22 protein-coding genes are annotated in these 24,763 nt (G+C 63.2%); 10 read left to right on the forward strand and 12 right to left on the reverse strand.

The annotated features are described in order from the left end of the window. Positions 1–155: 155 nt before the first annotated feature. Positions 156–605 (forward strand): ester cyclase, encoded by a 450-nt coding sequence (locus B0G80_RS03670; RefSeq protein WP_116117024.1) that lies wholly within the window; start codon positions 156–158, stop codon positions 603–605. A 134-nt stretch (positions 606–739) separates the two neighbouring features. Here the strand turns inward: B0G80_RS03670 and B0G80_RS03675 are convergent, their stop codons facing one another. From B0G80_RS03675 to B0G80_RS03720, 9 genes are all read right to left on the reverse strand, one after another. Next, positions 740–1,420, reverse strand: coding sequence for a hypothetical protein (locus B0G80_RS03675; RefSeq protein WP_106281333.1), 681 nt, complete (start codon positions 1,418–1,420; stop codon positions 740–742). Continuing rightward, positions 1,417–2,823, reverse strand: a complete 1,407-nt coding sequence (locus B0G80_RS03680; RefSeq protein WP_106281335.1) for a selenium-binding protein SBP56-related protein — start codon at positions 2,821–2,823, stop codon at positions 1,417–1,419. The genes B0G80_RS03675 and B0G80_RS03680 overlap by 4 nt, the downstream gene beginning before the upstream one ends. 308 nt (positions 2,824–3,131) lie before the next feature. Further along, positions 3,132–4,010 (reverse strand): ABC transporter permease, encoded by an 879-nt coding sequence (locus B0G80_RS03690; protein ID WP_116117026.1) that lies wholly within the window; start codon positions 4,008–4,010, stop codon positions 3,132–3,134. Continuing rightward, entirely contained in the window at positions 4,007–4,837 is an 831-nt protein-coding gene (locus B0G80_RS03695; protein WP_116117027.1) for an ABC transporter ATP-binding protein, read from the reverse strand. Before B0G80_RS03695 ends, B0G80_RS03690 begins: the two co-directional genes overlap by 4 nt. A gap of 70 nt (positions 4,838–4,907) precedes the next feature. Next, the gene (locus B0G80_RS03700; RefSeq protein ID WP_116117028.1) at positions 4,908–5,960 is read right to left on the reverse strand and encodes an ABC transporter substrate-binding protein; all 1,053 of its coding nucleotides are present in this window, start codon (positions 5,958–5,960) and stop codon (positions 4,908–4,910) included. A gap of 47 nt (positions 5,961–6,007) precedes the next feature. Further along, on the reverse strand, positions 6,008–6,916 hold the full coding sequence (locus tag B0G80_RS03705) for a TauD/TfdA family dioxygenase (protein WP_116119501.1): 909 nt from the start codon (positions 6,914–6,916) through the stop codon (positions 6,008–6,010). Positions 6,917–7,100: 184 nt separating this feature from the next. Then, positions 7,101–7,679 (reverse strand): c-type cytochrome, encoded by a 579-nt coding sequence (locus B0G80_RS03710; RefSeq protein ID WP_116117029.1) that lies wholly within the window; start codon positions 7,677–7,679, stop codon positions 7,101–7,103. Then, positions 7,672–8,952 (reverse strand): sulfite dehydrogenase, encoded by a 1,281-nt coding sequence (soxC, locus tag B0G80_RS03715; protein WP_116117030.1) that lies wholly within the window; start codon positions 8,950–8,952, stop codon positions 7,672–7,674. Before soxC ends, B0G80_RS03710 begins: the two co-directional genes overlap by 8 nt. Next, positions 8,952–10,445 carry an MFS transporter gene (locus tag B0G80_RS03720; protein WP_116119502.1) on the reverse strand — a complete coding sequence of 498 codons (1,494 nt, stop codon included), beginning with the start codon at positions 10,443–10,445 and terminating at the stop codon, positions 8,952–8,954. The genes soxC and B0G80_RS03720 overlap by 1 nt, the downstream gene beginning before the upstream one ends. Positions 10,446–10,751: 306 nt before the next feature. Between B0G80_RS03720 and B0G80_RS03725 the strand changes: the two genes are divergently transcribed. The 7 genes from B0G80_RS03725 (at position 10,752) to B0G80_RS03755 (ending at position 18,614) form a co-directional block, all read left to right on the forward strand. After that, positions 10,752–11,819, forward strand: a complete 1,068-nt coding sequence (locus B0G80_RS03725) for an ABC transporter substrate-binding protein (protein WP_116117031.1) — start codon at positions 10,752–10,754, stop codon at positions 11,817–11,819. Between the two features lie 18 nt (positions 11,820–11,837). Beyond that, positions 11,838–12,698 (forward strand): ABC transporter permease, encoded by an 861-nt coding sequence (locus tag B0G80_RS03730; RefSeq protein WP_116117032.1) that lies wholly within the window; start codon positions 11,838–11,840, stop codon positions 12,696–12,698. Between the two features lie 45 nt (positions 12,699–12,743). Then, positions 12,744–13,616: an ABC transporter permease gene (locus B0G80_RS03735; protein WP_116117033.1), complete on the forward strand. Its 873-nt coding sequence runs from the start codon at positions 12,744–12,746 to the stop codon at positions 13,614–13,616. 34 nt (positions 13,617–13,650) lie between these two features. Continuing rightward, positions 13,651–14,535 carry an ABC transporter ATP-binding protein gene (locus tag B0G80_RS03740; RefSeq protein ID WP_116117034.1) on the forward strand — a complete coding sequence of 295 codons (885 nt, stop codon included), beginning with the start codon at positions 13,651–13,653 and terminating at the stop codon, positions 14,533–14,535. Between the two features lie 46 nt (positions 14,536–14,581). After that, positions 14,582–15,955: an LLM class flavin-dependent oxidoreductase gene (locus B0G80_RS03745; RefSeq protein ID WP_116119503.1), complete on the forward strand. Its 1,374-nt coding sequence runs from the start codon at positions 14,582–14,584 to the stop codon at positions 15,953–15,955. A gap of 55 nt (positions 15,956–16,010) precedes the next feature. Continuing rightward, entirely contained in the window at positions 16,011–16,958 is a 948-nt protein-coding gene (locus B0G80_RS03750) for a TauD/TfdA family dioxygenase (RefSeq protein ID WP_116117035.1), read from the forward strand. A gap of 102 nt (positions 16,959–17,060) precedes the next feature. Continuing rightward, entirely contained in the window at positions 17,061–18,614 is a 1,554-nt protein-coding gene (locus B0G80_RS03755) for a phospholipase D family protein (RefSeq protein WP_116117036.1), read from the forward strand. 81 nt (positions 18,615–18,695) lie between these two features. Here B0G80_RS03755 and B0G80_RS03760 read toward each other — a convergent pair whose 3' ends face one another. The 3 genes from B0G80_RS03760 to B0G80_RS03770 all read right to left on the reverse strand — a co-directional run bounded on the left by B0G80_RS03760 (position 18,696) and on the right by B0G80_RS03770 (position 21,670). Then, a complete protein-coding gene (locus B0G80_RS03760; protein WP_116117037.1) occupies positions 18,696–19,526 on the reverse strand; it encodes a polysaccharide deacetylase family protein in 831 nt (276 codons plus the stop codon). Continuing rightward, positions 19,523–20,638 (reverse strand): glycosyltransferase family 4 protein, encoded by a 1,116-nt coding sequence (locus B0G80_RS03765; RefSeq protein ID WP_116117038.1) that lies wholly within the window; start codon positions 20,636–20,638, stop codon positions 19,523–19,525. Before B0G80_RS03765 ends, B0G80_RS03760 begins: the two co-directional genes overlap by 4 nt. Before the next feature lie 414 nt (positions 20,639–21,052). Further along, positions 21,053–21,670, reverse strand: coding sequence for a DJ-1/PfpI family protein (locus B0G80_RS03770; RefSeq protein WP_116117039.1), 618 nt, complete (start codon positions 21,668–21,670; stop codon positions 21,053–21,055). Between the two features lie 163 nt (positions 21,671–21,833). On the opposite strand from B0G80_RS03770, the gene B0G80_RS03775 reads away from it, so the two are divergent. Both B0G80_RS03775 and B0G80_RS03780 read left to right on the forward strand, forming a co-directional pair. Then, positions 21,834–23,168: a PLP-dependent aminotransferase family protein gene (locus B0G80_RS03775; RefSeq protein WP_116117040.1), complete on the forward strand. Its 1,335-nt coding sequence runs from the start codon at positions 21,834–21,836 to the stop codon at positions 23,166–23,168. A 276-nt stretch (positions 23,169–23,444) separates the two neighbouring features. Further along, positions 23,445–24,614 carry a porin gene (locus B0G80_RS03780; RefSeq protein WP_116117041.1) on the forward strand — a complete coding sequence of 390 codons (1,170 nt, stop codon included), beginning with the start codon at positions 23,445–23,447 and terminating at the stop codon, positions 24,612–24,614. The last annotated feature ends 149 nt before the right edge of the window (positions 24,615–24,763 follow it).

A 24,763-nucleotide genomic window follows, 5' to 3' on the forward strand; every position in this document is an offset into this window, starting at 1 on the left:
GCGGCCATCGGCGAAACGCGCGCTCGGCAACCGAGTTCGACGCGAGTATTGCAGCAAGAAACGGAAGGCGGCCGACTGCCCGCGCCCATATTGTTCATCACAGAGGGCAGCGATGGCGTTTCCCTCGTTCAACCACATTCAATGAGGAATTCACCATGTCCAGGGAAGATGACAACAAGGCCGTAGTGGGCCGCTGGTTTACCGACTTCTGGGGCAAGACCTGCAACCTCGACATCGTCGACGAACTCGCCGCGCCCGACATGCTTCTTCAATACTCACTGCACGAACCGCGCCGTGGCCGCGAGGACATCAAGGCTTTCATGAGCGGCTTTCGCGAAGCATTCCCGGACCTCAACTTCTGGGGCGCCGCCGATCTCATCGCCGAGGGGGACTATGTCGTCGGCCGTTGGGAAGGTGGCGGCACACATACGGGTCCGGCGTTCCGCGACTTCCTCATCGGATCGTTGCCTGCAGCGACTGGCCAGACCATGCGCTTTACCGGCACGACCGTGTTACGGCTCAAGGACGGCATGATCGTCGAAGAAATCGGACTCGACGACGGCGTCACCGCCCTGCGGCAACTCGGGCTCATCAAACCGGCGTGATCGACGACGCGGTGCTTCTGGTATCGCTCAACGTCGCCATATGCACCTGACGATACAACGGGCCGGTACACGCCGGCCCGTTGTGTTGGAAGTTAGACAAAGGGTCTGCCAGCAGAAACCCACACACGGGCCGCTCACACCTCGCCGACCACCGCTGCATTGAGCGCCAGCGAGAGCGCGCCAACCAGAACAAGACTCAACGCCCACACCGCATCGAGATTGAACCAGCTCCGCGATACGAACTTCAACCCGAGGTAACGATAAACCAGCCAGGCCAGAAAACCACCGGCAACCATCATCGCGCAGGCATGCACTCCCGAGACGAGCAGCGCCATGCCGAGATTCGCTTCGATCAGCGTTTGCGCGGCTCGGTGCCCTCGATCCATTTGATAAGCGCTACACAGCCCGAGGTAGATCGGTACGAGCATCAGTCCGGCGCCGTGCGCAATGGCAACGGCGAACGACCACAGCGTGAGCCGTGACGGCGGAATTCGCACGAGGACACGCGGATGGCGTCGCCGGATCAGCAGAAACACACCGAAGCCGATCACGAGCAGACTGGCGCCGACCTGTATCGCGCGTTGCCAGGCGAGCAGGACGGTCAACATGGCGAACGGCAGCATCACCAGTAACACGGCCAGCACATGCCCGACCGCGAGATAGACGAGCGCGCCGAACAACGCCCGCGCGCGCCGCTCCATCAGACCGCTCGACACGGCGAGTGGCCATCCCATTGCCGGGTTGATCCCGTGATAGAGACCGCTCGCCAGAATGGCCAGCCACAGGCCGGTCTGCGACCAGCCTCCCCCAATCAAACGCCCACCGACGGGTAACAGAACGAATCGGTCGAACAGTCTCCACCTTCGAGCCGGATTTGATGAGCGCGGTAGCCCTCCGGAAACGTTACCCAATAGTCATCGGCCAACGCGAGGCCGCCGCCGGGTTCGGCTCGCGCCATGACCTGCGCCGCCGGCACGCCGTCCGGGTAGAACTGGTTGTCCCACGTCGAATAGAGCGAGTTGGTCCAGTAGACACGCTTGCCGTCGCGGCTGATCTCCACCATTTGCGGACCGCCCGCGAAGCTCTTGCCGTTCGTATGAGGCGTGCGCCGTGCGATCCCGCCGATATGAACCGATCCGGTGAGCTTCGGCTTGCGGGGTTCCGTCACGTCGTACTGGCGCATCTCGCCGGTGCCCCAGCAGGCGACGTAGAGGAATTTGTCGTCGATGGAGAGGTCGATGTCCGTAACGAGCGGCGGCACCGCGCCGAAACCCTGCAGCAACGGCGGCAACTGTTCGGTGGCAGCGGGCTCGGGCGGAATGGTGGCGGTCTTCTCGATGTGAAACTCGCCACCTTCGCGCCACCAGGTCCAGATCGAGCCTTCCAGATTCGTCGTATCGACCACCACGCCGATAAAACCGTACTCGCGGCTCGGATCGTGCGCAGGCCGCACTTCGAGCGCCATCTGATGGTTCGCGCCGAGATCGAGCGTCTGCACGTTGCGCCGGCCCCGCAGATCCCAGAAGTGGATCCGGTGCCCGTATTGGTTCGACAGCAGATCTTCGGGGACGATGCCGTTCTCGAACTGCGGCGGCAATGCCCATTCGCTCGACACCATATAGTCGCGCGGCAGGTTCCACCAGAAATCGTAGTGCTTCTCCTGCGACCCGCGATCGATCTCCCAGCGGCCCAGCACCTCGAACGTTTCGCAATCCATGATGAAGATGCCCGGCGGCCCGTCGGTGCCATCTTCCCCTGCGCCGCCCAGCGTGCTGACGTAAATCCCTTCGGGCCCGCAGTGAACGGTATGCGGACGCGAGTAGCCGGTTTTGCGGAAAATCTCTTCGGGCTCGATGATCTTGTGAATCTTCGCCTGGGTCGGATGCGGATGGGTATCGACGATGTAGATGCGTGATGAACGCATGCCCGGAATGATCAGATAGCGCCGTTCGAGGAACGCGTGGCCGGTCAGCGGCGAAAGCGACGACGAGCAGGCATTCCAGCCGAAATGATGGAACTCGTCCCCCTTGTACGGCACCGGCACGGTGTGAACCACCTGGCTGTAGGTGGGCGAGCCGGGCTTCACGTCGATCACGGCGAGCGCGTCGGGCTGCGAGAAGTCGGGGCTAAGAAGCACCGTGTACGCGTACTCTTCCGCGGGCGCATCCATTGCGAGTTTCGGTGACGCATGAAAGGTGGGATCTGGGCGCATACCCATGGCGAGCTCTCCTTGTCTAACCGGTTCGGGGCCAGGGCGTTCGTGTATTCACGTCACCGACGGGCCGCACGCCTCGTTACGAAACATCATGCTCGATGAGATGCACGGCCCGTTGGCGGCGGACCGTGCGCAGCTTCAGATTTGTAGTCGACGGCGGCAGCGGGAGCAACCGGGAATTTTCGTCAACTTGCTTTGTGCGGCGCAGCGTGCGAGCGACGCAAGCGCCCTGCCGCACTATCCTACTCGTCAACGCGATGCGCCGCCGACCGTCGCGTATACGGCGTGTCCGTATGTGCGCTGAAGCGCCCTCAGTGCTGCACGCCCCAGCGCCGCACGGTTACGCGTTCGAGCGTATCGAACACCAGGTGTTCGATCAGCAAGCCGATCACGATCACCGCGGCGAGGCCCGCGAAAACGCGGTCCGTGTACAGCTCGTTGCGATTCTGGAAGATGTACCAGCCGAGGCCGCCGCTGCCTGAACTCGCGCCGAACAGGAGTTCGGCGGCAATCAAGGTGCGCCAGGCAAACGCCCAACCCACCCGCAAGCCCGCCAGAATCGCCGGCAACGCCGCCGGCACCAGAATCAGCAGCACATGGCGCAGGCCGGTGAGCCCGTAGTTGCGACCCGTCATGCGCAGCGTCGCCGGCACCGACTGAAAACCGGAATAGGTGTTCAGTGCGAGCGGCCAGAGTACCGAATGAACCAGCACGAACAGCAGGCTGCCGGTGCCGAGGCCGAACCACAGCAACGCGAGCGGCAACAGCGCGATGGACGGCAACGGGTTGAACATCGCCGTCAGCATCGACAGAACATCGCGGCCTAGGCGCGTCGACACCGCGAGCGATGTCAGCAAGAAGGCGAGCGCCGCGCCGAGCAGATAGCCGCGCAGCAGCACGGACATCGACACGGCGGTTTTTTGCAGCAATTCGCCGGACCACACGCCTTGTACGAACGCACTGAACGTCGCGCCGAACGTGGGCAGCAGCAGATCGTTGTCGATCGCGCGCGCGGCGATTTCCCAGATGCCGATCAACACCAGCGCAATCAGCGTCTTGCGCAACCAGCTCTGCGCGAAAATGCGCTTGCCGAGCGGCAGCGGCGCTTCGAGCACGAGTTCGCCGAGCGGTTCGAGCGGACGCTCGTACTCGTCGCGAACCGGCGGCAGCAAAGTGGCGGGAGAACTCATTGCCCAGCCTCCGTCTCTTCGAACAACAGGTGATGAATACGCGCGACGCTGCGCTGAAAATCGCTGCGTCCGAAACTGTCCTGCGAATATTGATGACTGTTGAGCTCCGCACGCACACGCCCCGGATGCGGCGACAGCAACAGGATGCGATTGCCGACCACCAGCGCTTCCTCGATCGAATGCGTGACGAACAGCAAGGTGAAGTTCACTTCGTCCCACAGACGCAGCAGTTCTTCCTGCATCTTGCGGCGAGTCAACGCGTCGAGCGCGGCGAAGGGTTCGTCCATCAGCAGCACGCGCGGTTGCATCGCCAGCGCGCGGGCAATCGCGACGCGCTGCTTCATGCCGCCCGACAACGTATGCGGATAAGCGTTGGCAAACGACGCCAGCCCGACCTTCTTCAGATAGTGCAGCGCCCGCTCGTTGGCCTCGGCGCGCGAGAGCTTCTTCGCGACACGCAGCGGAAAGGCCACGTTCTGCAGCACGGTCTTCCACGGCGGCAACTGGTCGAACTCCTGGAACACGACAATGCGATCGGCGCCGGGACCGCGCACAATCTGGCCGTCGAGCGAGATGCTGCCGGACGTCGGTTCGATAAAGCCGGCCACCGCCTTGAGCAAAGTCGACTTGCCGCACCCGGACGGTCCCAGCAGCACGAAACGGTCGCCGCCGTAGACGTCGAAACTCACGTCGTGGGTCGCGCGCACAATCCGCTCACGCGTGCGGTATTCGAGGTTGACGTTTTCGACCGCGAGCAGTTTTTCGCTGGTCGCCGGCGCGGCTGCTTCAGCCTGCTTCGGAAACAGCACGGTAGGATTGGCCACCATCAGATCGCTCCCTGTAAGCCGACCACTCGGGCCGTTAAATATCCGGCGATGCTCGCGTATGCCTTCATGATCAGCTTCCGGCGGCGGTCGCCGGGTCGTCGAAGAAATAATCCTTCCAGGACTTCGGTTCGTTCCTGATCACGCCGACGCGATGCATGAACTGCGCGAGCCCGAACGTGTTCTGCGGCGCGACCTTGAATTGAACCTGCGGATCCTTGATGACTTTCAGCAGCAGATTACGGTCGATTTTCGACTGATTCGTGCGGATGTAGATATCGGCCGCGGCATCGGGATTCGCCGTGATAAAGCGCGCTGCGTCGGCCAGTGCATCGACGAATGCGCGATACGTTTTCGGATTGCTGTCGCGGAATTTTTCCGTCGCGTACAGGACGGTCGCGGAACTCGGGCCGCCCAGCACGTCGTAGGAATTCAGCACGATGTGCGCCTTCGGATTGGCCGCCAGTTCCTGCTCCTGGAACGGCGGATTGCCGAAGTGACCGGTGATTTCCGTACCGCCCGCTATGATCGCCGCGGCCGCATCCGGATGCGGCAAAGCCTGGGTGAACTTGTCGAGACGGTTGTAATCCTTGTCGCCCCAACGTTTCGCCGCCGCGTATTGCAGCACGCGCGATTGCACCGAGACGTTGACGGCCGGCACCGCAATGCGGTCTTTCTCGGTGAAGTCGGCAATCGTCTTGACGTCGGGATTGTTGCTGATCAGGTAGTACGGCAAATTGCCGAGCGACGCCACGCCTTTCACGTTCTGCTTGCCATGCGTGCGATCCCAGATGGTCAGCAAGGGGCCGACCCCCGCGCCGGCGATATCCACCGCGCCGGAAAGCAGCGCGTCGTTCACGGCGGCGCCGCCCGAAAGCTTCACCCAGTCGACCTTGATATCCAGCCCCTGCTTGCGCCCTTCCTTCTCGACGAACTGCTGATCGCGCGCCACGTTCAGCAGCAGATAGACGATGCCGAACTGTTCGGCCACGCGGATCTGCCCTTCGGCATGCGCGGGCACGGCTGCGCCGAGGCCGGCCACCGCCGTCGACAAAGTCAGCAACGTCGCGGTTAAACGGTGAGCGAAAGACGACCGCGCAGCGGTCGGGCGAAACATGGCGAGCATCGGAACTCCGGTCAGCGTGTGATGGTAATAAGCGGGTGACGTTGCCGTTAAAACGGCACGTCGCCTTCAATCGTCGTGCGATACAGTTTGCGGCGCAGATGATCCGGCGTGCCGGCCGCGAGATGCATCAACGAGCGGTTGTCCCAGAACACCATGTCGTGTTTGGCCCATTGATGCCGGTACAAATGTTCTGGCCGCACGCTATGCGCGAAGAGTTCATCGAGTAATTGCTTGCTCTCGTCTTCGGGCAAACCGATCACGCGGGTCGTGAAATGCTCGCTGACAAAAAGCGCCTTGCGCCCGGTCTCCGGATGCGTGCGCACGATCGGATGCACCACCGGCTTAACCTGCGCGATCTGCTCGGCGGAGAGATTCGGGCGCCACGGGCTGCGTTTTTGCAGCTCGGCGTACTTCGCGAGATACGTGTGTTCCGCCGAACGTCCTTCCACGGCGGCACGCAAATGCGCGGGCAGCGTGTCGTACGCCAGATGCATGTTGGCGAACAGCGTGTCGCCGCCTTCCGACGGCAATTCCTGCGCGTGCAGCAGCGAGCCGAGGCTTGGCTTCTCCTTGTACGACAGGTCGGAATGCCAGTAGTGACCGGCATCGCCGAGACCGATCGGCTGACCGTTCTCGACGATGTTGGAGACGATCAGCACTTCCGGATAGCCCTTCAACTGGAACTGATGCAGCACATGAATCTGCAACGGACCGAAGCGGCGGCTGAAGGCGATCTGCTGATCCGGCGTGATGCGTTGATCGCGAAACACCAGCACGTGATGATCCAGATGCGCGCGGTGAATGCGGCGGAAATCGTCGTCGCTCAGTGGCTGGCTGAGATTGAGACCAAGCACTTCAGCGCCGACGGGGCCGCCGAACGCGCGAATTTCGATGGGCTGGGTCTGATGAGCGTGGCCAGTCTCGCTGGCGGTGGTGGGTGCAAAGGCAGTCGTCACAGGAAACTCTTGGTCGAATCTGTTCGGAAACGCCGGCAAGGGCGCAGTCAGACGAATTTACCGGCACGCACGCGCCCCGACAACGAAGCAAATCCGATACCGATATCTGCTGCAGTGATAAACCCGATGCTTTAACGCGCTGCGGGCAGCCGGCCGACTCCTGATGTGTTCCCGCGAGGCCCCGTCAAAGCCGCCCAGGACGCGGATCGGCGACGAAACCGTCGCGATTGGGCATGACCACGCGCGGCAGCGACGCCGCGTCGAGCCGCGTATTCGCCGGCACGATGCCGTTCTGGTTGAGCAGGTATGCGTTGAGCGCATACACCTCGTCGGCGGAAAGCGATTGGGGCGCGGTGTAGGGCATGGCGCGGCGGATGTAGTCGAACAGCGTGGTCGCATACGGCCAGTAACTACCCACCGTGCGTTTAGGCTTCGCGCTCGTCAACGTGCCCTGCCCGCCTATCAGCTGATCGCCGAGGCCGCCCTGACCCTGCGCGCCGTGGCACCCCGCGCATTTCGCGGCGAAGATGCGTGCGCCCGTGGCGACGTCGCCGCTGCCCGCCGGCAGACCGCGGCCGTTCGGCGCGATGTCGATGTTCCATGCCGCGAGGTCTTGCGCCGTGAGCGGCGTGCCGATGTCGTGGTTCGCCGGGGCGTTGCGCGCTGACGGCGCCACCGATGAACACGACGTCAGTGCCGTCAGCGACAGCAACGCGGCCAGCGCCACGCGAGCGGGCTTGCGTCTTAAACGTGCCTCACGCATTACGCACCTCGCCGCTTGCCTCGACGCGCCATTGCTGAATCGCGTTGTAGTGATATTGCGAGTTGAGACCGCGCGCGGCGAGGAGCTCGGCGCGTGTCGGCTGCTCGTAGCCGGTCGAATCCGTGGCGCGCGAAAGAATTGCGGCCACGCCGCCGTCCCAACGCCAGTCTGCTTCGAAACGCGTCAACGCGCGATCATGAAGCGCGCCGACCAGGCGCGCGGCGCGCCACGTCGTGCCGCCATCGGTCGAGACTTCGACCTTGCGGATCGTGCCGCGTCCTGACCACGCGAGGCCGGTGATCGGGTAATAGCCGTGCGTGGTCAGTCGGTGCCCCGGCGACGGCCGCGTGATCACCGACTTCGCGTCCATCTCGAACGCGAACTGTCGCGCGGTGCCGTTCGCGAGCAGGCTGGTGTACTTCGAAGTTTCCTCGCGCGTCTGCAACGGCGCGTCGACCACCTTCAGCCGGCGCAGCCACTTGACGTTGGTATTGCCCTCGAAGCCGGGAACGATCAGCCGCAACGGATAGCCGTTCTCCGGGCGCAAGCGTTCGCCGTTTTGCGCGTAGACCACGAGCGCGCGCTCGAGTATCCGTTCGAGCGGCAAACTGCGCGTCATGGCAGCGGCGTCGGCGCCCTCCGCCAGCAACCAGCCGCCCGGTGTTCCGCTTTCGGAGACCGCTACGCCGCCCACTTCTTCGAGTAAGGTGGAAAGACGCACGCCGGTCCATTCGCAGCACGACAGCAGTCCATGCGTAAGTTGCACCGGCATGCCGCTCGGCCCGTTCCATTCATTGCCGGTATTGCCGGAACATTCGAGAAAATGAATGCGCGATTCGGATGGCAGACGCAGCAGATCGTCCATCGTAAAGAGTTTCGGCATCCGTACCAATCCGTGAATCACCAGCCGGTGCTGATCGGGGTCGATGTCGGGCACGCCGCCGTGATGACGTTCGTAGACGAGACCATTGGGCGTGAGCGTGCCGTGCAATTCGGCGAGCGGCGTCATCGACGAAGCCGCGCCGGGCAGCGGCCACGCGCGTGCGCTGCGGCGTACGACATCCGCTTCGTGCGTCGACGGCACGCCGTACGGATGCTCCAGGATGGGCGCGCCGGGCACGCGGCTCGATGGCGCGACCTCCAGCGGCTTGAGCAATTCGCTCGCTGCCGCGGCGTGGGAAGCGACGAGGCTGCCGAGCGCAAGACGGCCCAGCACACGACGGCGAGCGCGCGACGGCGGCGGCGAATCCGGTTGGGCGATACGCGAGGCCATTAACGCGTTCCCGCCAATGCCGGCTCGACGTCGTAATCCTCGCTGTCGATGTCATAGCCCGACGGCTCCCACCGGATCACCAGCAACGTGAGCAGCGAACTCAGCGGCGCGATTGCGATGAGCCAGAACACCTTGGTGCCGAGCGCGGCGGCGAGCACCGGAAAGAGAAACAGCGAGATCGTCGATGCGGACCGCACCAGCGTCTGATTGAAACCCACCCCGATGCCGCGCAACGACGTGGGATAGCTCAGCGACGCATACGTCATCGAATGGGAGCCGGGTCCGAAACCTTGCCCGAACAGATAGCCGCCGAGCAGCAGGATCGCCACTACGACAAGCGCGCCGCTGCCGGGTTTGCCGATCAGCGCGAGGCCGATCAGCGAGGCGAACTGCAGCGCGTGTCCGAGCACCGTCATCTTCCATGCGCCGACCGTCGGCGCGGTGCGCACACCGATCAGCCCGCCGACGAACGCAAATGCCAGGTTCAGCGCCAGCGCGGCGATGATCGTGGTGAGCGGTCCTTGATGAAAGAAGCTGGTGATGATCACCGGCAAGCCGAAGATGATCGCGTTGTAGCCGAACGAAGAAGCGCTGCCGATCACCGCCGCGAGAATCGTGCGGCGGCGATACGTTGCGTTGAAGAGCACGCCGTAGTTGCGCCATGAAGCGGCGCGCGGCGCTTTGACCGGCGCGTCGTTTTTCTCGACCACGACATCCACGCCATACGTGCGTTTCAGGATGCGAGCGGCTTCGTCGAGATTGCCCTGATTCGCGGCCCATACCGGCGATTCGCTGATATAGCGGCTGCGCACCAGAATGATCGCGATGGCGGGCACGGCACCGAACGCGAGCGTCAGACGCCACAGCCAGCCAAGCTGATGCTCCGGCAGAATCGCATAGAGCCCGAGAATCAGCAGATAGCAGGTACTCGTGGCGGCGTACCAGGCGGGGCACCACGCAGCGACGCTGGCCGCCTTGTTGCCCTTGCCCGCTACGCGAGAGAACTCGGCGAGAAACGCCATCGCCACCGGCAGATCGAGACCGACGCCGAAACCCATCAGAAAGCGCGCGCCGCCGAGCACCCACGCATTCGGCGCGAGACCGGCCGCAATTGCCGCGACCACGAAGAACAGCATGTCTGCCATAAAGACACGACAACGGCCGATGCGATCGGTCAGGTAGCCGCCGAACAGCGCGCCAAGAATCGCCCCAAACGTAATGGCCGATGAAACGAAGCCCACCTGTACCGGCGACAGCGCAAACTGGCGCGCGATGTCCTTGATGCCGTACGCAAGCGAGGTGAGATCGTAAGCATCCAGAAAGACGCCGCCGAGCGCGATCGCAATCACGATGCGCGCATTGCTGCCCTTCGCTGCGCCGGCATTGACGATGCGTGAAACGTCTTGCGCGCTGCGGATGATTGCGGGCCGCGCCGCGCTCTCAGCGGGCGTTTGGGTGTCGATGGTGGTCGACGGAAAGGCAACAGTGGACATGATCCGGACTTCGCATGAATGGCTGAAGCGATGCATGGTAGCCATTCGCTACACGCCGGCAAAACGACGAATTCAACTATGCAAATCGGGATTTCCGCGCTTGCCTGGTGGTTTGCCATGCAGTGGCGCAATTGGCAGCACGGTTCGCACTTCTGCAGATTTTCTTATCTGCAATGATTGGTTGGATTCGAGCGCACGCGAATCTAACGTGTAGTTCCGACGGTCGGCGACCCGGCGGCCGGCGCGCCGGTTATCCGCCAACCCGGGCTTTCACACCCGTTCCCACTCATCGATTGGTATTTGCGCATGCGCTATTTCCGTCTGCTGAAGTCTTTCGTCGCCGTGGCGACCCTCTCGCTTGCCGCGGTTCACGCCTATGCCGACAAACCCGCCGTGATCCGCATCGGCGTCGCGCAGCAAGGCACGGGAGATCCGCCCACTTTCGGCGGCTCGCCGGCGGCGACCGTGCAATTGCAGCAGTCGCTCGAAAAGGAATTCGCCGCCGACGGCATCAAGGTCGAGTGGCTGTTTTTCAAAGGCGCCGGCCCGGCGGTCAACGAGGCAATCGCCGACAAATCGCTCGACTTCGCCTTTCAGGGCGATCTGCCCGCGGTGCTCGCCCGCGCCAACGGCCTGAAAACACACTTGCTACTCGCCTCTGGCGTGCGCACCGGCATCAAGGTGGCTGTACCGACCGATTCGGATGTGCATTCGATCAAGGACCTGAAAGGCCGGCGCGTGTCGATCTTTCGCGGCACCAATCTGCAACTCGTCGCGGACAACGCGCTCGCCGCCAATCAGTTGAACGAACGCGATCTGCGCGTGATCAATCTCGATACAGCGAGTTCGCTCGCGGCGCTGGCCTCCAGGGGCATCGACGCGTCGGTCAACGATTACCACGTGTACAAGCTGCGTGATCAAGGCTTCGCGAAAGTGGTCTACGAATCGCAGAACGACGGTCCACAGTTCACGCGGCAGGCGCATCTGCTGGTGGTCGACGACTTCGATCATGCGCATCCGGATATCGTGCAGCGCGTCGTCAACGTGTTCGTGCAAGGCGCGCAATGGTCCTCCGACGAAGCCAACCGCGATGCGCTCTTCAAGCTGTGGGCCCAAAGCGGCGTGCCCTATTCGTCGTGGCAGGCCGAGTTCGCCAATCAGAAGCTGAAGGACCGCAACTCGCCGTTGATCGATCCGTTCATCGTGGGGCGCTACAAAGCGGTTGCGACGGATGCGCTGAACCTCAAACTGATCCGCCAGCCGGTCGAGGTCGATGGCTGGTTCGAAACGAAATATCTCGACAACGCGCTGCGCACGCAGAAGCTCGACCACTACTGGACGCGTTACGACGCCGCCGGCAAACCGCTCAGCTAACCCACCGGAGCGATCACGATGAGCGAAACCGCAATCCACGTCGAACGCGAACGGCTCGCGCCGCCCAGTACGCCGCAAACGTCGCGCGTTCCGCTGTTTCGTGAGCCGCGCCTGCGCGCACTCGCGTGGCGCCTCGCTCCGTGGGCGTTGCCCGCGCTGCTGTTCGCACTATGGGCCGTGGGTTGCGAGCGCGGCTGGATCGCGCCGCAGATTCTGCCGCCGCCCGAGCGCGTGTTCGAGACGCTGGTCGAACTGGCGAGGAGCGGCGACCTCGCGCGCAATACGCTGGTCAGCCTGCAACGCGTGCTGCTCGGTTTCGGCGCGGGCACGCTGCTCGGCTTTGCGCTCGGGGCGGCGCTGGGGTTGTCGCGCACGCTCGAAGCTTATGTGCTGCCGAGCTTCAATGCGCTGGTGCAGATTCCGGTGCTTGGGTGGCTGCCGTTTTTGCTGTTGCTCGTGGGCGTGGGCGAGCCGCTCAAATACATTCTGATCGCGCACGCGGCGCTCGTGCCGGTCACGTTGAGCACGCTGCAGGGATTCCGCCAGACACCCGCCGCGTTGAATGAAGTGGCGCGCGTGTTCGAGTACAGCGGCTGGCAACGGATCGTCTATCTCGTGCTGCCTGCCGCGGTGCCGACGCTCGCCACGGGGGTGCGGCTCGCGTTCACCAAGGCCTGGCTCGCGCTGGTGGTCGTCGAACTGGTGGCGTCGTCCGAAGGACTCGGCTATCTGATCGTCTATGGGCGGCAACTCTTTCAACTCGATCTGGTGATGGCGTCGGTGGTCGTGGTCGGCGCAATCGGTTATGCGGTGAATCGTGCGCTCGATGCGCTCGAAGCACGGCTGCGGCGCGGACAGCCATCGGCATTTCGCGAGTGATCGCATGAACGACACCCACATGGCGCCACACGCGAGGCAACTACGATGAAGCTCTTCAAGCGTTCCAATCAGTCGGAACAGTCCGCCGGCGCATCCTGCGATTGCAGCGCGCCCGCTTCGTTCCGACGCGCGGCCCAACCGCGCCGCCCGCTGCTGACACGCGTCGACTGGCGCGGCGCCGTCTTGCCGGTCATCGCGATCGCGATCTGGTGGGCCGTCTCAGCAGCGCACGTGAGCAAAAGCGGCTTGCTCGTCAGCCCGGCGCAGGTTCTCGCCACCGCGTGGCAGCAGATCGAAAGCGGCGCGCTTTTGAAAGCGCTCTCGGCGTCGCTCGCGCGCGAGGCGAGCGGCTTTGTGATCGGCACGCTGGGCGGCCTGCTGCTCGGCAGCGTGCTCGGCTTTTCACGGCTCGCCACACGCATGATCGGACCGAGCTTCGACACTTTCAAACAGATCTCGCTATTCGCGTGGATTCCGTTGATTTCCGTGTGGTTCGGTCTGGGCGACGTCGCGAAAGTCGTGTTCCTCTCGCTCGCCGCGCTGCTGCCCGTCACCGCGCACACTTGCGACGGCATTCACGCGGTGCCGCGCGCCTATATCGAAGTCGCTCGCGCCTTTCGTTACTCGCGATGGCAGCTCATCCGCGCCGTGATTCTGCCGGCCGCACTGCCGTCGATTTTCACCGGCATCTATCTCGCCTTGATCTATTCGTGGCTCGCCACGCTCGGCGCTGAATATCTGCTGGTGGCCGGCAGCGGCATCGGCAATACGCTGATCGACGGCAGCGAGCAGTTCCGCATGGATCTGGTGCTGTTCGGCGTGATCGTGATCGGCGCGACGGGCTGGGCGTTGAACGCGCTGGCGCGCGCCGTGGAGCGGGCGATCTTTGCGCGCCGGTTCAACTCGGCCACGCGCTGAACCTGTAGATGAACATTCACTCTCCGGACCGCTCATGACTTCTTCCACGCTCTCCGACAGCATCGACATTCTTCACGTCAGCAAGCACTACGCGCAGCAAGGCGGCATGCCGCTCGCGGTGCTCGACGACATCAGCCTGCGCGTGCGCGCCGGCGAGTTCGTCAGCGTGCTCGGTTCGAGCGGTTGCGGTAAATCCACGCTGCTGCGATTGATCGCGGGGCTCGACACCGACTATAGCGGCGACATCGTCGTTGCTGGCGACAAGGTGCGCGATACGTCGCTCGAACGCGGCATCGTGTTCCAGGATCACCGGCTGTTTCCGTGGCTCACGGCGTCGCAAAACATTCTCGCCGCGCTGCGTAACGCGCCGCTTTCCGCACGCGAGAAACGCGAAGCCGTGGCCGAGCATATCGACCTTGTCGGCCTCAAGGGCTTTGAAAATTCGTACCCGCATCAACTGTCGGGCGGCATGGCGCAGCGCGTGGCGATTGCGCGCGGTCTCGTGAATCGTCCGCGCGTGCTGCTGCTGGACGAACCGTTCGGCGCGCTCGACGCGCTCACGCGCGGCCGTTTGCAGAACGAGTTGCAGCGCATCTGGGAACACGAACGCATCACGATGATCCTCGTCACGCACGATGTGGACGAAGCGCTTTACCTCGGCGACCGCGTCGTCACGATGGCGCCGCGACCGGGCCGTATCAAGCGGATCGTCGATGTGGCATTGCCGCGCCCGCGCGAGCGCAACGATCCCCGCTTCATCCGTTTGCGCGACGAAGTGCTGGCCGATTTCGCCGAGCACAACGGCGCGCGACGCGAAGCACGCAATGAGCGCGGTGACCACGATGACGATGAGCCGCACGACGGCACGCGCATTCCGGTAGCGAGTCCGCCGATCACGGAATGGCGGCTCGCATGGTGAGGCACGCGTTCTCCCCCACACACAACGAGTCATCATGGAGCAGACGATGAGCGGTGAAACACAGCCGAAGCGGCAGATCAGACTGGGGGCCTTCCTGATGGAGACGGGCCATCACATCGCCGCATGGCGGCATCCCGATGCGCATGCGAGCGGCGGGCTCGACTTTGCGCACTACGCGGAACTCGCGCAGATCGCCGAGCGCGCCAAATTCGACGCGATTTTTTTCGCCGACAGCGTGAGCGTGCGCGACACCAATCTGCCTTCGTTGTCCCGCACCGCGCGCGCCGATCATTTCGAGCCGTTGACCTTGCTGTCGGCGCTCTCGGTCGTGACGAAGCACGTCGGCCTGATCGCGACGGTCTCCACCACGTTCAACGAACCCTATAACCTCGCGCGCAAATTCGCCTCGCTCGATCATCTGAGCGGCGGCCGTTCGGGCTGGAATCTCGTCACGTCGAGCACGGAATCCGAGGCGCTCAATTTCAGTTTCGAGCGCCATCCCGATCACGCGGTTCGTTACGAACGCGCGCGCGAGTTTTACGACGTGGTGGCCGGCCTGTGGGACAGCTGGGAAGACGATGCGTTTCTCCGCGACAAGGAGAGCGGCGTCTACTTCGACCCGGACAAACTGCACGTGCTCGGCCATGCGGGCAAGCACTTCAGGGTGCGCGGGCCGCTGAACGTCGCGCGTTCGCCGCAGGGCTGGCCGGTCGTCGTGCAGGCCGGCGCGTCCGAGGCGGGGCGCGAGCTCGCCGCGCAAACCGCCGAGGTGATCTTCGTCGCGCATCAAACGCTCGAAGAAGCGCAGTCGTTTTATCGCGACGTCAAAGGACGTCTCGCGAAGTATGGACGCGCGCCGGCTCATCTGAAGATCATGCCGGGCATTTTCCCGATTGTCGGCCGCACGCAGGAGGAGGCCGAGGAGAAATTCGCCGCGCTGCAGGACCTGATTCATCCGACCGTCGGTCTCTCGCTGCTGTCGAATATGTCGGGCGGTGTCGATCTCTCGCAGTATCCCGTCGACGGGCCGCTGCCCGAATTGCCGGAAACCAACGGCGGCAAGAGTCGTCAGCGGCTGCTATTCGACCTCGCGCGGCGCGAGAACCTGACGATTCGCGATCTGTATCTGCGCATCGCCGGCGCGCGTGGGCATCAGCAAGTGGTCGGCACGCCAAAGAGCATTGCGGATCAGTTGCAGCAATGGTTCGAAGAAGAAGGCGCCGATGGTTTCAACATCATGTCGCCATGGTTGCCGGGCGGCTTGACGGAATTCGCCGAACTGGTCGTGCCGGAGTTGCAACGGCGCGGACTGTTCCGCACGGAATACGAGGGCAGCACGCTGCGCGAAAACCTGGGCCTGCCGCGCCCTGTGAATCGTTATGTGTCAGCAACGCAGCAAGTAGCCGCCATAGCGAGCTGATCGAGCGACGGCATATCTTTCCTTCACAAAGACATCAGAACATCAGGAGCCTTTCATGAATGCAGCCGCAGTGCAGGACATCGAGTCCATTCAGGTCACGCCGCTTTCCGCGCATATCGGCGCGGAAATTCATGGTGTCGATCTCACGCAGAAACTGGACGCGCGCCAGGTCGCGGAGATTCGCGCGGCGCTACTGAAGTGGCGCGTCGTTTTCTTTCGTGAGCAGTTCCTCACGCACGAGCAGCACGTCGCGTTCTCGGCGCAGTTCGGCGAGCCGACCTTGGGGCATCCGGTGTTCGGTCACGTGGACGGTCATCCGGAGGTCTATTCGATTTCGAAGTACCGCAAAGCGACGCGTTTCGAGGGGCAAACGCTCCAACGCCCGTGGACCGGCTGGCACACGGACGTGACGGCCGCGCTCAATCCGCCATGGGCGTCGATCCTGCGCGGCGTGACGATTCCACCTTACGGCGGCGACACGCAGTGGACCAACCTGGTGGCTGCCTATCAAAAGCTTTCCGCACCGCTGCGAGCCTTCGTCGACGGTCTGCGTGGGCTGCACCGTTTCACGCCGCCGGCCGGCGCGAGTGGCACGGAGGCGTTCAACCAGGCAGTCGAGCAGCGCACGCTCGTCACCGAACATCCGCTGGTCAGGGTTCACCCGGAAACGGGCGAGCGGGCGCTCTATGTGAGCCCGAGTTTTCTGAAGTCGATCGTCGGCGTGAGCCCGCGCGAAAACCAGGTGTTGCTCGAACTGCTGTGGGAACATGTGACGCGGCCGGAGTTCACCGTGCGCTTCAAATGGGAAGCCGGCAGCGTCGCGTTCTGGGACAACCGGGCGACGGCACATCTCGCGCCCACGGATATTTTCGACCTCGAGTTCGACCGGCAACTGTATCGCACGACGCTCGTCGGCGACGTGCCGGTTGGCCCGGACGGCGCGCAATCGGTGGCGGTCGAAGGCTCACCGGTCAGTGCCGCCGCAGCGGTCGCGCTGGACTGAGACCGTGCTTGTGTCGAGGCGGCCGCACGGTCCGTGCGCCGCGCTCGACGTGCCCCACGCTTGCGGCTATCTTACGGATACGCACGATCGAAGGGCACAACCATGGCGACGTTCCGCGGTCTCGTTGCAGTCTTGCTGATCACGCTGGTGTCCGCCTGCGCGAGCTTGCCGCCGCAAACAGGCCGTACCACGACGCACGCACTGACCGACACGGACGGCACGCGTCTCGCCACCGCCTTCATCCCGCAGGAGCGCGAGCATCCCGACGACAGCGCGTTCCATCTGCTGCCCAATGGCGTCGACGCCCTGCTCGCTCGCGTCGTGCTGGCTGAGACAGCCGAGCGCACGCTCGACCTGCAGTACTACATCTGGCACGACGACCTGACCGGCCGCCACCTCGCCAACGCGGTGCTCAAGGCCGCCGATCGCGGCGTCAGGGTTCGGGTTCTGCTGGACGATCTGGGCACGGGCGCCGACGACAAAGTGCTGCTCGCCATCAGTTCTCACCCGAACATCGAAGTACGGCTCTTCAATCCGATCGCCAGCCGCAGCTTCAAGAAGCTGGGTACCGTGCTCGAATTCAGCCGGGTCAATCGGCGCATGCACAACAAAGCGCTGATCGCGGACAACCAGGCCGCGATTCTCGGCGGCCGCAATATCGGCGATGAATACTTCGGCGCGTCCAGCGAGGTCGACTTCGGCGACCTCGACGTGCTGACCTTCGGGCCCGTGGTCCATAAGGTCTCGAATGCCTTCGACGAATTCTGGAACTCGGATGCCGCATACCCGATCGCCAGCCTGACCGGACACGCCGCCGAGCCGGACGCGCTGCCGGCCTATCGCGCGAAGCTCACGGCGTTCGTCGCCGCCGAGCACGATTCGGCCTACGTCACGCAGGTTAGAGCACGCCTGCGCGACACGCTGCAGGCGCGCGACACCGACTTCTCCTGGGGCAAGGCGACGCTTCTCTACGACCATCCCGCCAAGATCACGCGTTCGCCGGACGACCCGCAGGGACATCTGCTATCGCAATTCAATGCATTGAGTATCGAGCCGGCGAAGGAAGTGCTGATCATCTCGCCGTACTTCGTCCCCGGCAAAAAGGGCGTGGCATGGATGCGCGCGCAAACGCGGCGCGGCGTGCGCGTCACGGTGCTGACGAATTCGCTCGCCGCCACCGACGTCGCCGCGGTTCACGCCGGATATCAGCGCTATCGCAAGGACCTGCTCGACGCCGGCGTGCATCTGTATGAATTGAAGCCTGCGCCGGACAAGGACGCCGGCGAGAAGAAGAAATCGATTCTGGGTTCGTCCAAAGCCTCGCTGCATGCGAAGACCTATGTGTTCGACAGGACCAGCATCTTCATCGGCTCGATGAATCTCGACCCTCGGTCGATCACGCTCAATACGGAAATCGGCGTGTACTGCGAAAGCGCGCCACTCGCCGCGCAAGTCGCGGACGGCGTCGAGCCGAAGCTGGATCAGCTTGCATGGCGGCTCGAAACCCGCACGGATGCGAACGGCACGAGCCGGATCGTCTGGATCGACACCGCGCCGGATGGCAAGATCAGCGAACTCGACGAGCCCGGTGTGTCGCGCATGAAGCGCGTCGGCATCTGGTTTCTGGGTTTGTTGCCGATCGAGTCGCAACTGTGATGAAGCGGCCCGGCATGGGGCGTCATAGCAACAGCGGGCCCAGGGAAAGAATCCTGCGGCGCAGAGCAAGACTCCAGCGCGTTACCGTTTGATCTTCAGATACGCGCGGCTGATCGCGGGCCGCGTATGCACCCACAACCGCGAGGCCAGCCACGAAGCCGGCCTGTCACGCACTTCGAGGCGCGTGATGGAGCGCGCCGCGCCATCGTCGCGTCCCGAATAGTTCGAACCCGTCTCGCACGTGTAGAAGTGCCGGAAGCCGGCCGCTGCCGCGATGCGCCGATAGTCCTCGTCGTGGTAGCCCTGCGGCCAGCACAGATGATCCGACACGGCGCCCAGTTTGTGCTCGAGCGTGGCGCGCGCGCTGGCGAGATCGCGCGTCAGCCCGGCGCACTTTTCCTCTGCATTGGCGGACACCCGATCCCACCGCACGTGGCTATGCGTATGACTGTGAAATTCGAACGTGCCGGCTTCACGCATCGCATCGATCTCCGACCAGCGCAGAATCGCGCGATCGGGTTCACCGTTTTCGATCGCCACCTCGCCCTCGCGATGATTGAGCAAAGCCGGCAGCGCGCCGCCCGAGCGCGCGTGCGCACGCACCGGCCCTTCGCCGATCCAGCTCGTCACCAGAAAGCACAACGCGGTCAATCCGTGAGCCTCGAGAATCGGATGCGCGTGCACCCAGTTGTCGAGATAGCCGTCGTCGAAGGTCAGCACAACGGCCTTCTTCGGCAAGGGCTCGCCGGCCAGATAAGCCGACAGTTGCGCGCTGCCGATCGTCGTATAGCCCGCGCCGGCCAGATACGCCATTTGCGCGGCAAAGTGTTCCGGCGAGACGGTGATCATGCCTGGCGACGTGCTGATGTGGTGATACATCAGCACGGGCACCGCGCGCGCGAACTTCGTCATGCCGCCGCCCGCCCTTCACCGTAGTAAGCGCGCCCGGCATAGATGCCGCGCATGTAGCAGTCGACGGTCTCGTTCGCCATGGCGTCCACCGTGAAGCGGCTGTCGGTCTTCAGACGCGCGGCGAGTCCCAGGCGCGCGCGCAGCGGCGCATCGTCGATCAGACGCGCGAGCGCGCCGCGCAGCGAATCGACGTCATGCGCCGGCACGAGCAGGCCGTTCACGCCGTCGTCGATCAACTCGGGCACGCCGTCCACGCGCGTGCCGATCACCGGCAAACCCACCGCCATCGCTTCGATAAACGATTGGCCGAGCGCTTCCTGATGCGTCGGCAAAACGAACAGATCGCAGCCGCGCAGCACGTTGGTCACGTCGGTGCGAAAGCCGAGCAAGTGAATGCGATGCGCGAGGCCCATGCCGTCGACAATCGCCTTGATTTTCTCGAACCACACGCCGTCCCCCGCCATCACGACATGCAGATTGGGGCGCTCGGCCAGCATCGGCGCGACGGCTGCGATCAGATCTTCGTGGCCCTTCTTCTCGCGCACGATCGCCACCATGCCGGCGACCACCGCGTCGGCGTCCAGTCCGAGTTCGTCCCGCAAGGTGGAGCGGCTTGCCGTTTCCGGCTTCAGGATGCCGTCGTAGATCGTCTCCACGCGGTCTTCCTGCACGCCCGCGGAGATCAGATAGTTACGCACGTGATGACTGACCGCCACTACGCGATGGGGAATCCAGTTGTACGTGGCAAGCGACGTGATTGGCAACGCCAGATGCCGCGTGCGCACGATGAACGGCGTCCCCGCGAGCCGCCCGGCCATGCCGGCGACGAGGCTGTCATGGCCGCTGTGCGTATTCAGCACATCAAAGCGGCGACGCGCGAGCAGCGCGCGGATCGTGAGCATGGAACGCAAATCGGCGCCGGCCCGCATACGCGCGTAATGCACGGCAAAGCCATCGGCACGCGCGCGCATGCCAAGACGCGCGTCTTCTGGACACACCAACTCGACGTGATGACCCAACGCCCGCAACGCGATCATCTCCTTGAGCGTGCGAACTTCCTGCCCTCCCCACCCCCGCGACGACTCGCTGTGGAGAACACTTAATGCTTTCATGTGCTGCTGGCCTTCCGGACCCTTCCTGCGAACGACGAGCCGGTTTGTAATCGTTGGTAATATTTACCCCGGACTGCTGCGAACCTGGGGGAAACGCTGTGTTTATGGGAGGAAGCGAATTAGAAGTTGCGCCGACCCGCTACTGGTGACGTCCGTGGTAAACGGACTGGCATGACTTCTCGTTGACACGTAACTTTCAAGTTGTGGCTGGAGTATTTCGGTAGCTGCCGTTTTTGTAAATAGCCAAACATACCGATGGGGACGGTTTGAATCGGCGCAAACGTTGTCGCGGAACGAGTGTTGGTTTTTTGTGCAGTCCGCGGGCGGAACGCCGCGGTCTGCAACGTGATTTAAATGGCGGGTTTCATAACAGGAATGTTCAAGGGGACCGCGCCGGCGGTTTACCTCGCTCGCTCATGCCGTCTTCAGGTTCGCTTCGAGGAACGGCATGATATGCCCCATCGCGCGGGACACGTAGTCCTCTTTCTCTCCGACGGGCGCGACGTAATGCAATGCGCTCGCCACTGCATCGATACCCTCCAGCCGGGCAATGACCCAGGCAGCGAGATAAACCGCGGCCAGGCACCCGCCGGCCGTCGCGATGTTTCCGCTGACGAAAAGGGGCTGATTCAACACGGCGATTCCGGCTTCCTGAACCCACGGCTTGGTCGTGAGATCGGTGCACGCGGACACGCCGTCGAGCAGCCCCAGCTTCGCAAGAACCAGCGTACCGGAACATTGCGCGCCCAGCAGCTGTCTGGATGGATCGAGTTGCAACTGCGCCATTAGCGCAGTATCGGCGACGACTTCGCGCGTGCGCACGCCGCTGCCCACGATCACCGCATCGGCATCACAAGCCTCTTGCAGCGTAGCCTGCGCTTCGATGACCAGGCCATTCATCGACCTGACTCGCGCGGTAGGACTGGCGATCGACACCCGCCAGCCCGGTTTCTTGACGCGATTGAGCACGTTGAGTGCGATGAGCGAGTCGAGTTCGTTGAAGCCTTCGAAGGTAAGAATGGCGATGTGCATGATGTCGTCCGTAAGCCGAGGGGCGCGTACTGTTCGCCGCCGTTTCATGAGACCACGCCAGTGAAAGCCGGCCAGTCCCACGACTGCGCAAACAGAGTTGCGATGTGCCATCCTATGGCCGAGAATCAATACAATCAAATAATTGTCATGGATACATTCGCGCATGCCGACGCCCCGCTACAAATTGCTGGTCGACAGAATGGCGAGCGACATTCGCAGCGGACGCCTCGCGCCCGGCACACGCCTGCCGACTCACCGCCAGCTCGCCTCGCGAGAGGGACTCGCGCTCGTCACCGCGTCGCGGGTCTACGCTGAGCTGGACGCGATGGGATTGGTCAGCGGCGAAACCGGCCGTGGCACTTTCGTACGCGAAATAGCCTTGCCTGCGCGCCTGGGCATCGACCAGCATGCCGGCGACGCGGGCCTGGCGGACCTCAATTTCAACAATCCGTCGCTTCCCGGCCAGGCCGAACTGCTCAGAAGCGCGTTGCGCCAGCTCGCCTCCTCTGGCGACCTGGATGCGCTACTGCGTTATCAGCCACATGGAGGCCGGACGCATGAACGCGAGATTGTCGCGCGTCATCTGTCGTGCCGAGGACTCGCCGTCGAAGGCGCTCAGGTCGTGATCGTGAACGGCGCGCAGCATGGTTTGACCGCAGCCGCTCTGGCGCTCCTGAAGCCCGGCGACGTGGTCGCGGTCGACGCATTGACCTACCCGGGGTTCAAGGTCCTCGCCGAAACGATCCGGCTCGAACTGGCGCCGATTCCGGTTTCGGAGTCGGGCACCGACCTGAACGCGCTCGAACGCTTGTGTCGAAGCAGAAAAGTGCGCGCCATCTACACGATGCCGACACTCCATAACCCGCTAGGCTGGGTCATGAATGCGCAGCGTCGGCACGAGTTGGTGTCGATTGCCCGCAAGCACGGGCTACTCATTATCGAGGACGCCGCGTATGCCTTCCTCGCGGACAACCCACCGCCCCCGTTGGCGGCGCTCGCCCCTGAAACGACGGTGTACGTCTCGGGTCTGTCGAAAAGCATCGCGACCGGCCTGCGTGTCGGATTTGTCGCCGCGCCCGATCGCTGGGTCGCACCTATCGAGCGTGCTATTCGGGCCACCACCTGGAACACGGCCGCCGTGATGACCGCCATTGCCTGCGGCTGGCTGGACGACGGCACGGTCACACGTCTGGAGTCAGAGAAGCGTCGCGATGCGGCGGTCCGCCAAACGATGGCCGCCGAGGTTCTCGCCGGAGTGCGGCGTGTTTGCCATCCCGCGTCCTACTTCGTCTGGCTTCCTCTCGCGGAAGAGGTTCGCGCCGACGTAGTGGCGATGGCGCTCGTGCGCGACGGAATCTCTGTCTCGACGGCGGAGCCTTTCTCGACTTCGGAGCATGTACCCCACGCGATTCGCGTGGCACTGGGCTCCGTTGATTTGCCCATACTCCGCGAGTCGCTGGAAAAGATTAAAAGCGTGATTGCCTCTTACACGTATTGACGCGGTGACTGGCCAACGTCGTGCTTTCGACCCGGTGGCACACCCGCGAGCCCACGCCGTCGCTTCAATACAACGGCGATGCGTGGCGGATTGGGTGGGAACAATAGCAACGCACCTTTTGCAGTAAGGGTTCGTCAAAATTATTTCGGATTTATGACGAATTGGCTCGACGAAACGCAGCGGTCAATCGAGCTTTGAAATGACATCATGCAGTTTGCTGCCTTTCATCCTCGTGCCCTGCTTTCTGTCTCGCCCCCCGCCCATTGGAGTGAAGTCATGAAACGAATCCCTGTCGCCCTCGCCGTATCTGCTGCATTCGCTGCTTCGGCTGCCCATGCACAGAGTTCGGTCACCCTGTACGGCCTCATCGACGCTGGTCTGATGTATACGAACAACGTCAAGACCTCCGCCACTGCGCACGGCAGCCTTGTTCAGGCAACCAGCGGCAATATTAATGGCAGTCGCTTCGGCATGCGGGGCGCCGAGGACCTCGGCGGCGGCCTGAAGGCCATTTTCGTGCTGGAAAACGGCTTCAACGTTCAAAACGGCAAGCTTGGCCAGAATGGCCGGATGTTTGGCCGACAGGCGTTTGTGGGCCTGAGCAGCGAGTTCGGTACGGTGACGCTGGGCCGTCAATATGACTCGCTGGTGGACTTCGTTGCACCGCTGTCGGGCACGGCCGGCACGTTCGGCGACACAGGCTTCGCGCACCCGTTCGACAACGACAACCTGAACCACACGCTACGGATGAGCAACGCGGTCAAGTACACGAGCAGCAACTATGCAGGCCTGAAGTTCGGCGGCCTCTATGCCTTCTCGAACAGTACCGACTTCACGCTGAACCGTGCATACAGTGCGGGGGCGAGCTTCGATTACGGCCCGTTCAAAATGGCTGCCGGCTACCTGCAAATCAACGGCAATGGCGCCGTCCCCCAAGCGAACGCCAGCGGTGCAGTTGACCTCGGCGAAGCGGCGTCGACGACGGGTGGCTTCAGGTTCGGGGCAGACGTCCAGCGCACGTTCGGCGCGGGTCTGAGCTACACCTTCGGACCGGCAGTCGTCGGATTCGTGTATACAAACAGCCATTATCAGGGCACGCAGTCCTTTAACCTCAACAACGGTTCGCAGCACTTCGACAACTATGAGTTGAACGCCAAGTACACGCTTACACCAGCGGTTACGCTAGGCATCACCGACACGTATACCGATGCTCATCTGTCGGGCGCGTTCAATGCCACGGGAACGAAGTACGGTTCAGATCCGAAGTGGAACCAGGTCAATCTGCAGGCTGTCTACGCGCTTTCCAAACGCACAGATGTCTACGCCGAAGGCATGTATCAGCATGCGATCGGTCAGAACGTTGTGGCCTTCATCAATACGGCCGGTGGTGCGTCGTCGACGGCAAACCAGGTGGTCGGTACGGTGGGGATGCGCACGCGCTTCTAGTGCTCCGTTCCGCTGATTCGCGAACGAAGTCTGTGGAGCTTATCGAGGATTGAATTAGCGGTAATCTCGCGCCGGTCGCCGGAGTCGTGCCGTTGCTCCTATGGGAGGCAATTGACCAGAAGATTCTTGTGCAACGCACCGTCCACTGA

The sequence above is a fragment of the Paraburkholderia sp. BL6669N2 genome (genome assembly GCF_003387275.1).
Taxonomy (GTDB): domain Bacteria; phylum Pseudomonadota; class Gammaproteobacteria; order Burkholderiales; family Burkholderiaceae; genus Paraburkholderia.

Bases quoted from the DNA above. Each gene is read 5' to 3' on its own strand.
- B0G80_RS03680 (WP_106281335.1), bottom strand. From the start codon at position 2,823: ATGGGTATGCGCCCAGATCCCACCTTTCATGCGTCACCGAAACTCGCA.
- B0G80_RS03710 (WP_116117029.1), bottom strand. From the start codon at position 7,679: ATGCGTGAGGCACGTTTAAGACGCAAGCCCGCTCGCGTGGCGCTGGCC.
- B0G80_RS03740 (WP_116117034.1), top strand. From the start codon at position 13,651: ATGACTTCTTCCACGCTCTCCGACAGCATCGACATTCTTCACGTCAGC.
- B0G80_RS03725 (WP_116117031.1), top strand. From the start codon at position 10,752: ATGCGCTATTTCCGTCTGCTGAAGTCTTTCGTCGCCGTGGCGACCCTC.
- B0G80_RS03720 (WP_116119502.1), bottom strand. From the start codon at position 10,445: ATGTCCACTGTTGCCTTTCCGTCGACCACCATCGACACCCAAACGCCC.
- B0G80_RS03735 (WP_116117033.1), top strand. From the start codon at position 12,744: ATGAAGCTCTTCAAGCGTTCCAATCAGTCGGAACAGTCCGCCGGCGCA.
- B0G80_RS03775 (WP_116117040.1), top strand. From the start codon at position 21,834: ATGCCGACGCCCCGCTACAAATTGCTGGTCGACAGAATGGCGAGCGAC.
- B0G80_RS03670 (WP_116117024.1), top strand. From the start codon at position 156: ATGTCCAGGGAAGATGACAACAAGGCCGTAGTGGGCCGCTGGTTTACC.
- B0G80_RS03695 (WP_116117027.1), bottom strand. From the start codon at position 4,837: ATGGTGGCCAATCCTACCGTGCTGTTTCCGAAGCAGGCTGAAGCAGCC.
- B0G80_RS03730 (WP_116117032.1), top strand. From the start codon at position 11,838: ATGAGCGAAACCGCAATCCACGTCGAACGCGAACGGCTCGCGCCGCCC.
- B0G80_RS03760 (WP_116117037.1), bottom strand. From the start codon at position 19,526: ATGACGAAGTTCGCGCGCGCGGTGCCCGTGCTGATGTATCACCACATC.
- soxC (WP_116117030.1), bottom strand. From the start codon at position 8,952: ATGGCCTCGCGTATCGCCCAACCGGATTCGCCGCCGCCGTCGCGCGCT.
- B0G80_RS03780 (WP_116117041.1), top strand. From the start codon at position 23,445: ATGAAACGAATCCCTGTCGCCCTCGCCGTATCTGCTGCATTCGCTGCT.
- B0G80_RS03770 (WP_116117039.1), bottom strand. From the start codon at position 21,670: ATGCACATCGCCATTCTTACCTTCGAAGGCTTCAACGAACTCGACTCG.
- B0G80_RS03765 (WP_116117038.1), bottom strand. From the start codon at position 20,638: ATGAAAGCATTAAGTGTTCTCCACAGCGAGTCGTCGCGGGGGTGGGGA.
- B0G80_RS03700 (WP_116117028.1), bottom strand. From the start codon at position 5,960: ATGCTCGCCATGTTTCGCCCGACCGCTGCGCGGTCGTCTTTCGCTCAC.
- B0G80_RS03690 (WP_116117026.1), bottom strand. From the start codon at position 4,010: ATGAGTTCTCCCGCCACTTTGCTGCCGCCGGTTCGCGACGAGTACGAG.
- B0G80_RS03745 (WP_116119503.1), top strand. From the start codon at position 14,582: ATGAGCGGTGAAACACAGCCGAAGCGGCAGATCAGACTGGGGGCCTTC.
- B0G80_RS03750 (WP_116117035.1), top strand. From the start codon at position 16,011: ATGAATGCAGCCGCAGTGCAGGACATCGAGTCCATTCAGGTCACGCCG.
- B0G80_RS03755 (WP_116117036.1), top strand. From the start codon at position 17,061: ATGGCGACGTTCCGCGGTCTCGTTGCAGTCTTGCTGATCACGCTGGTG.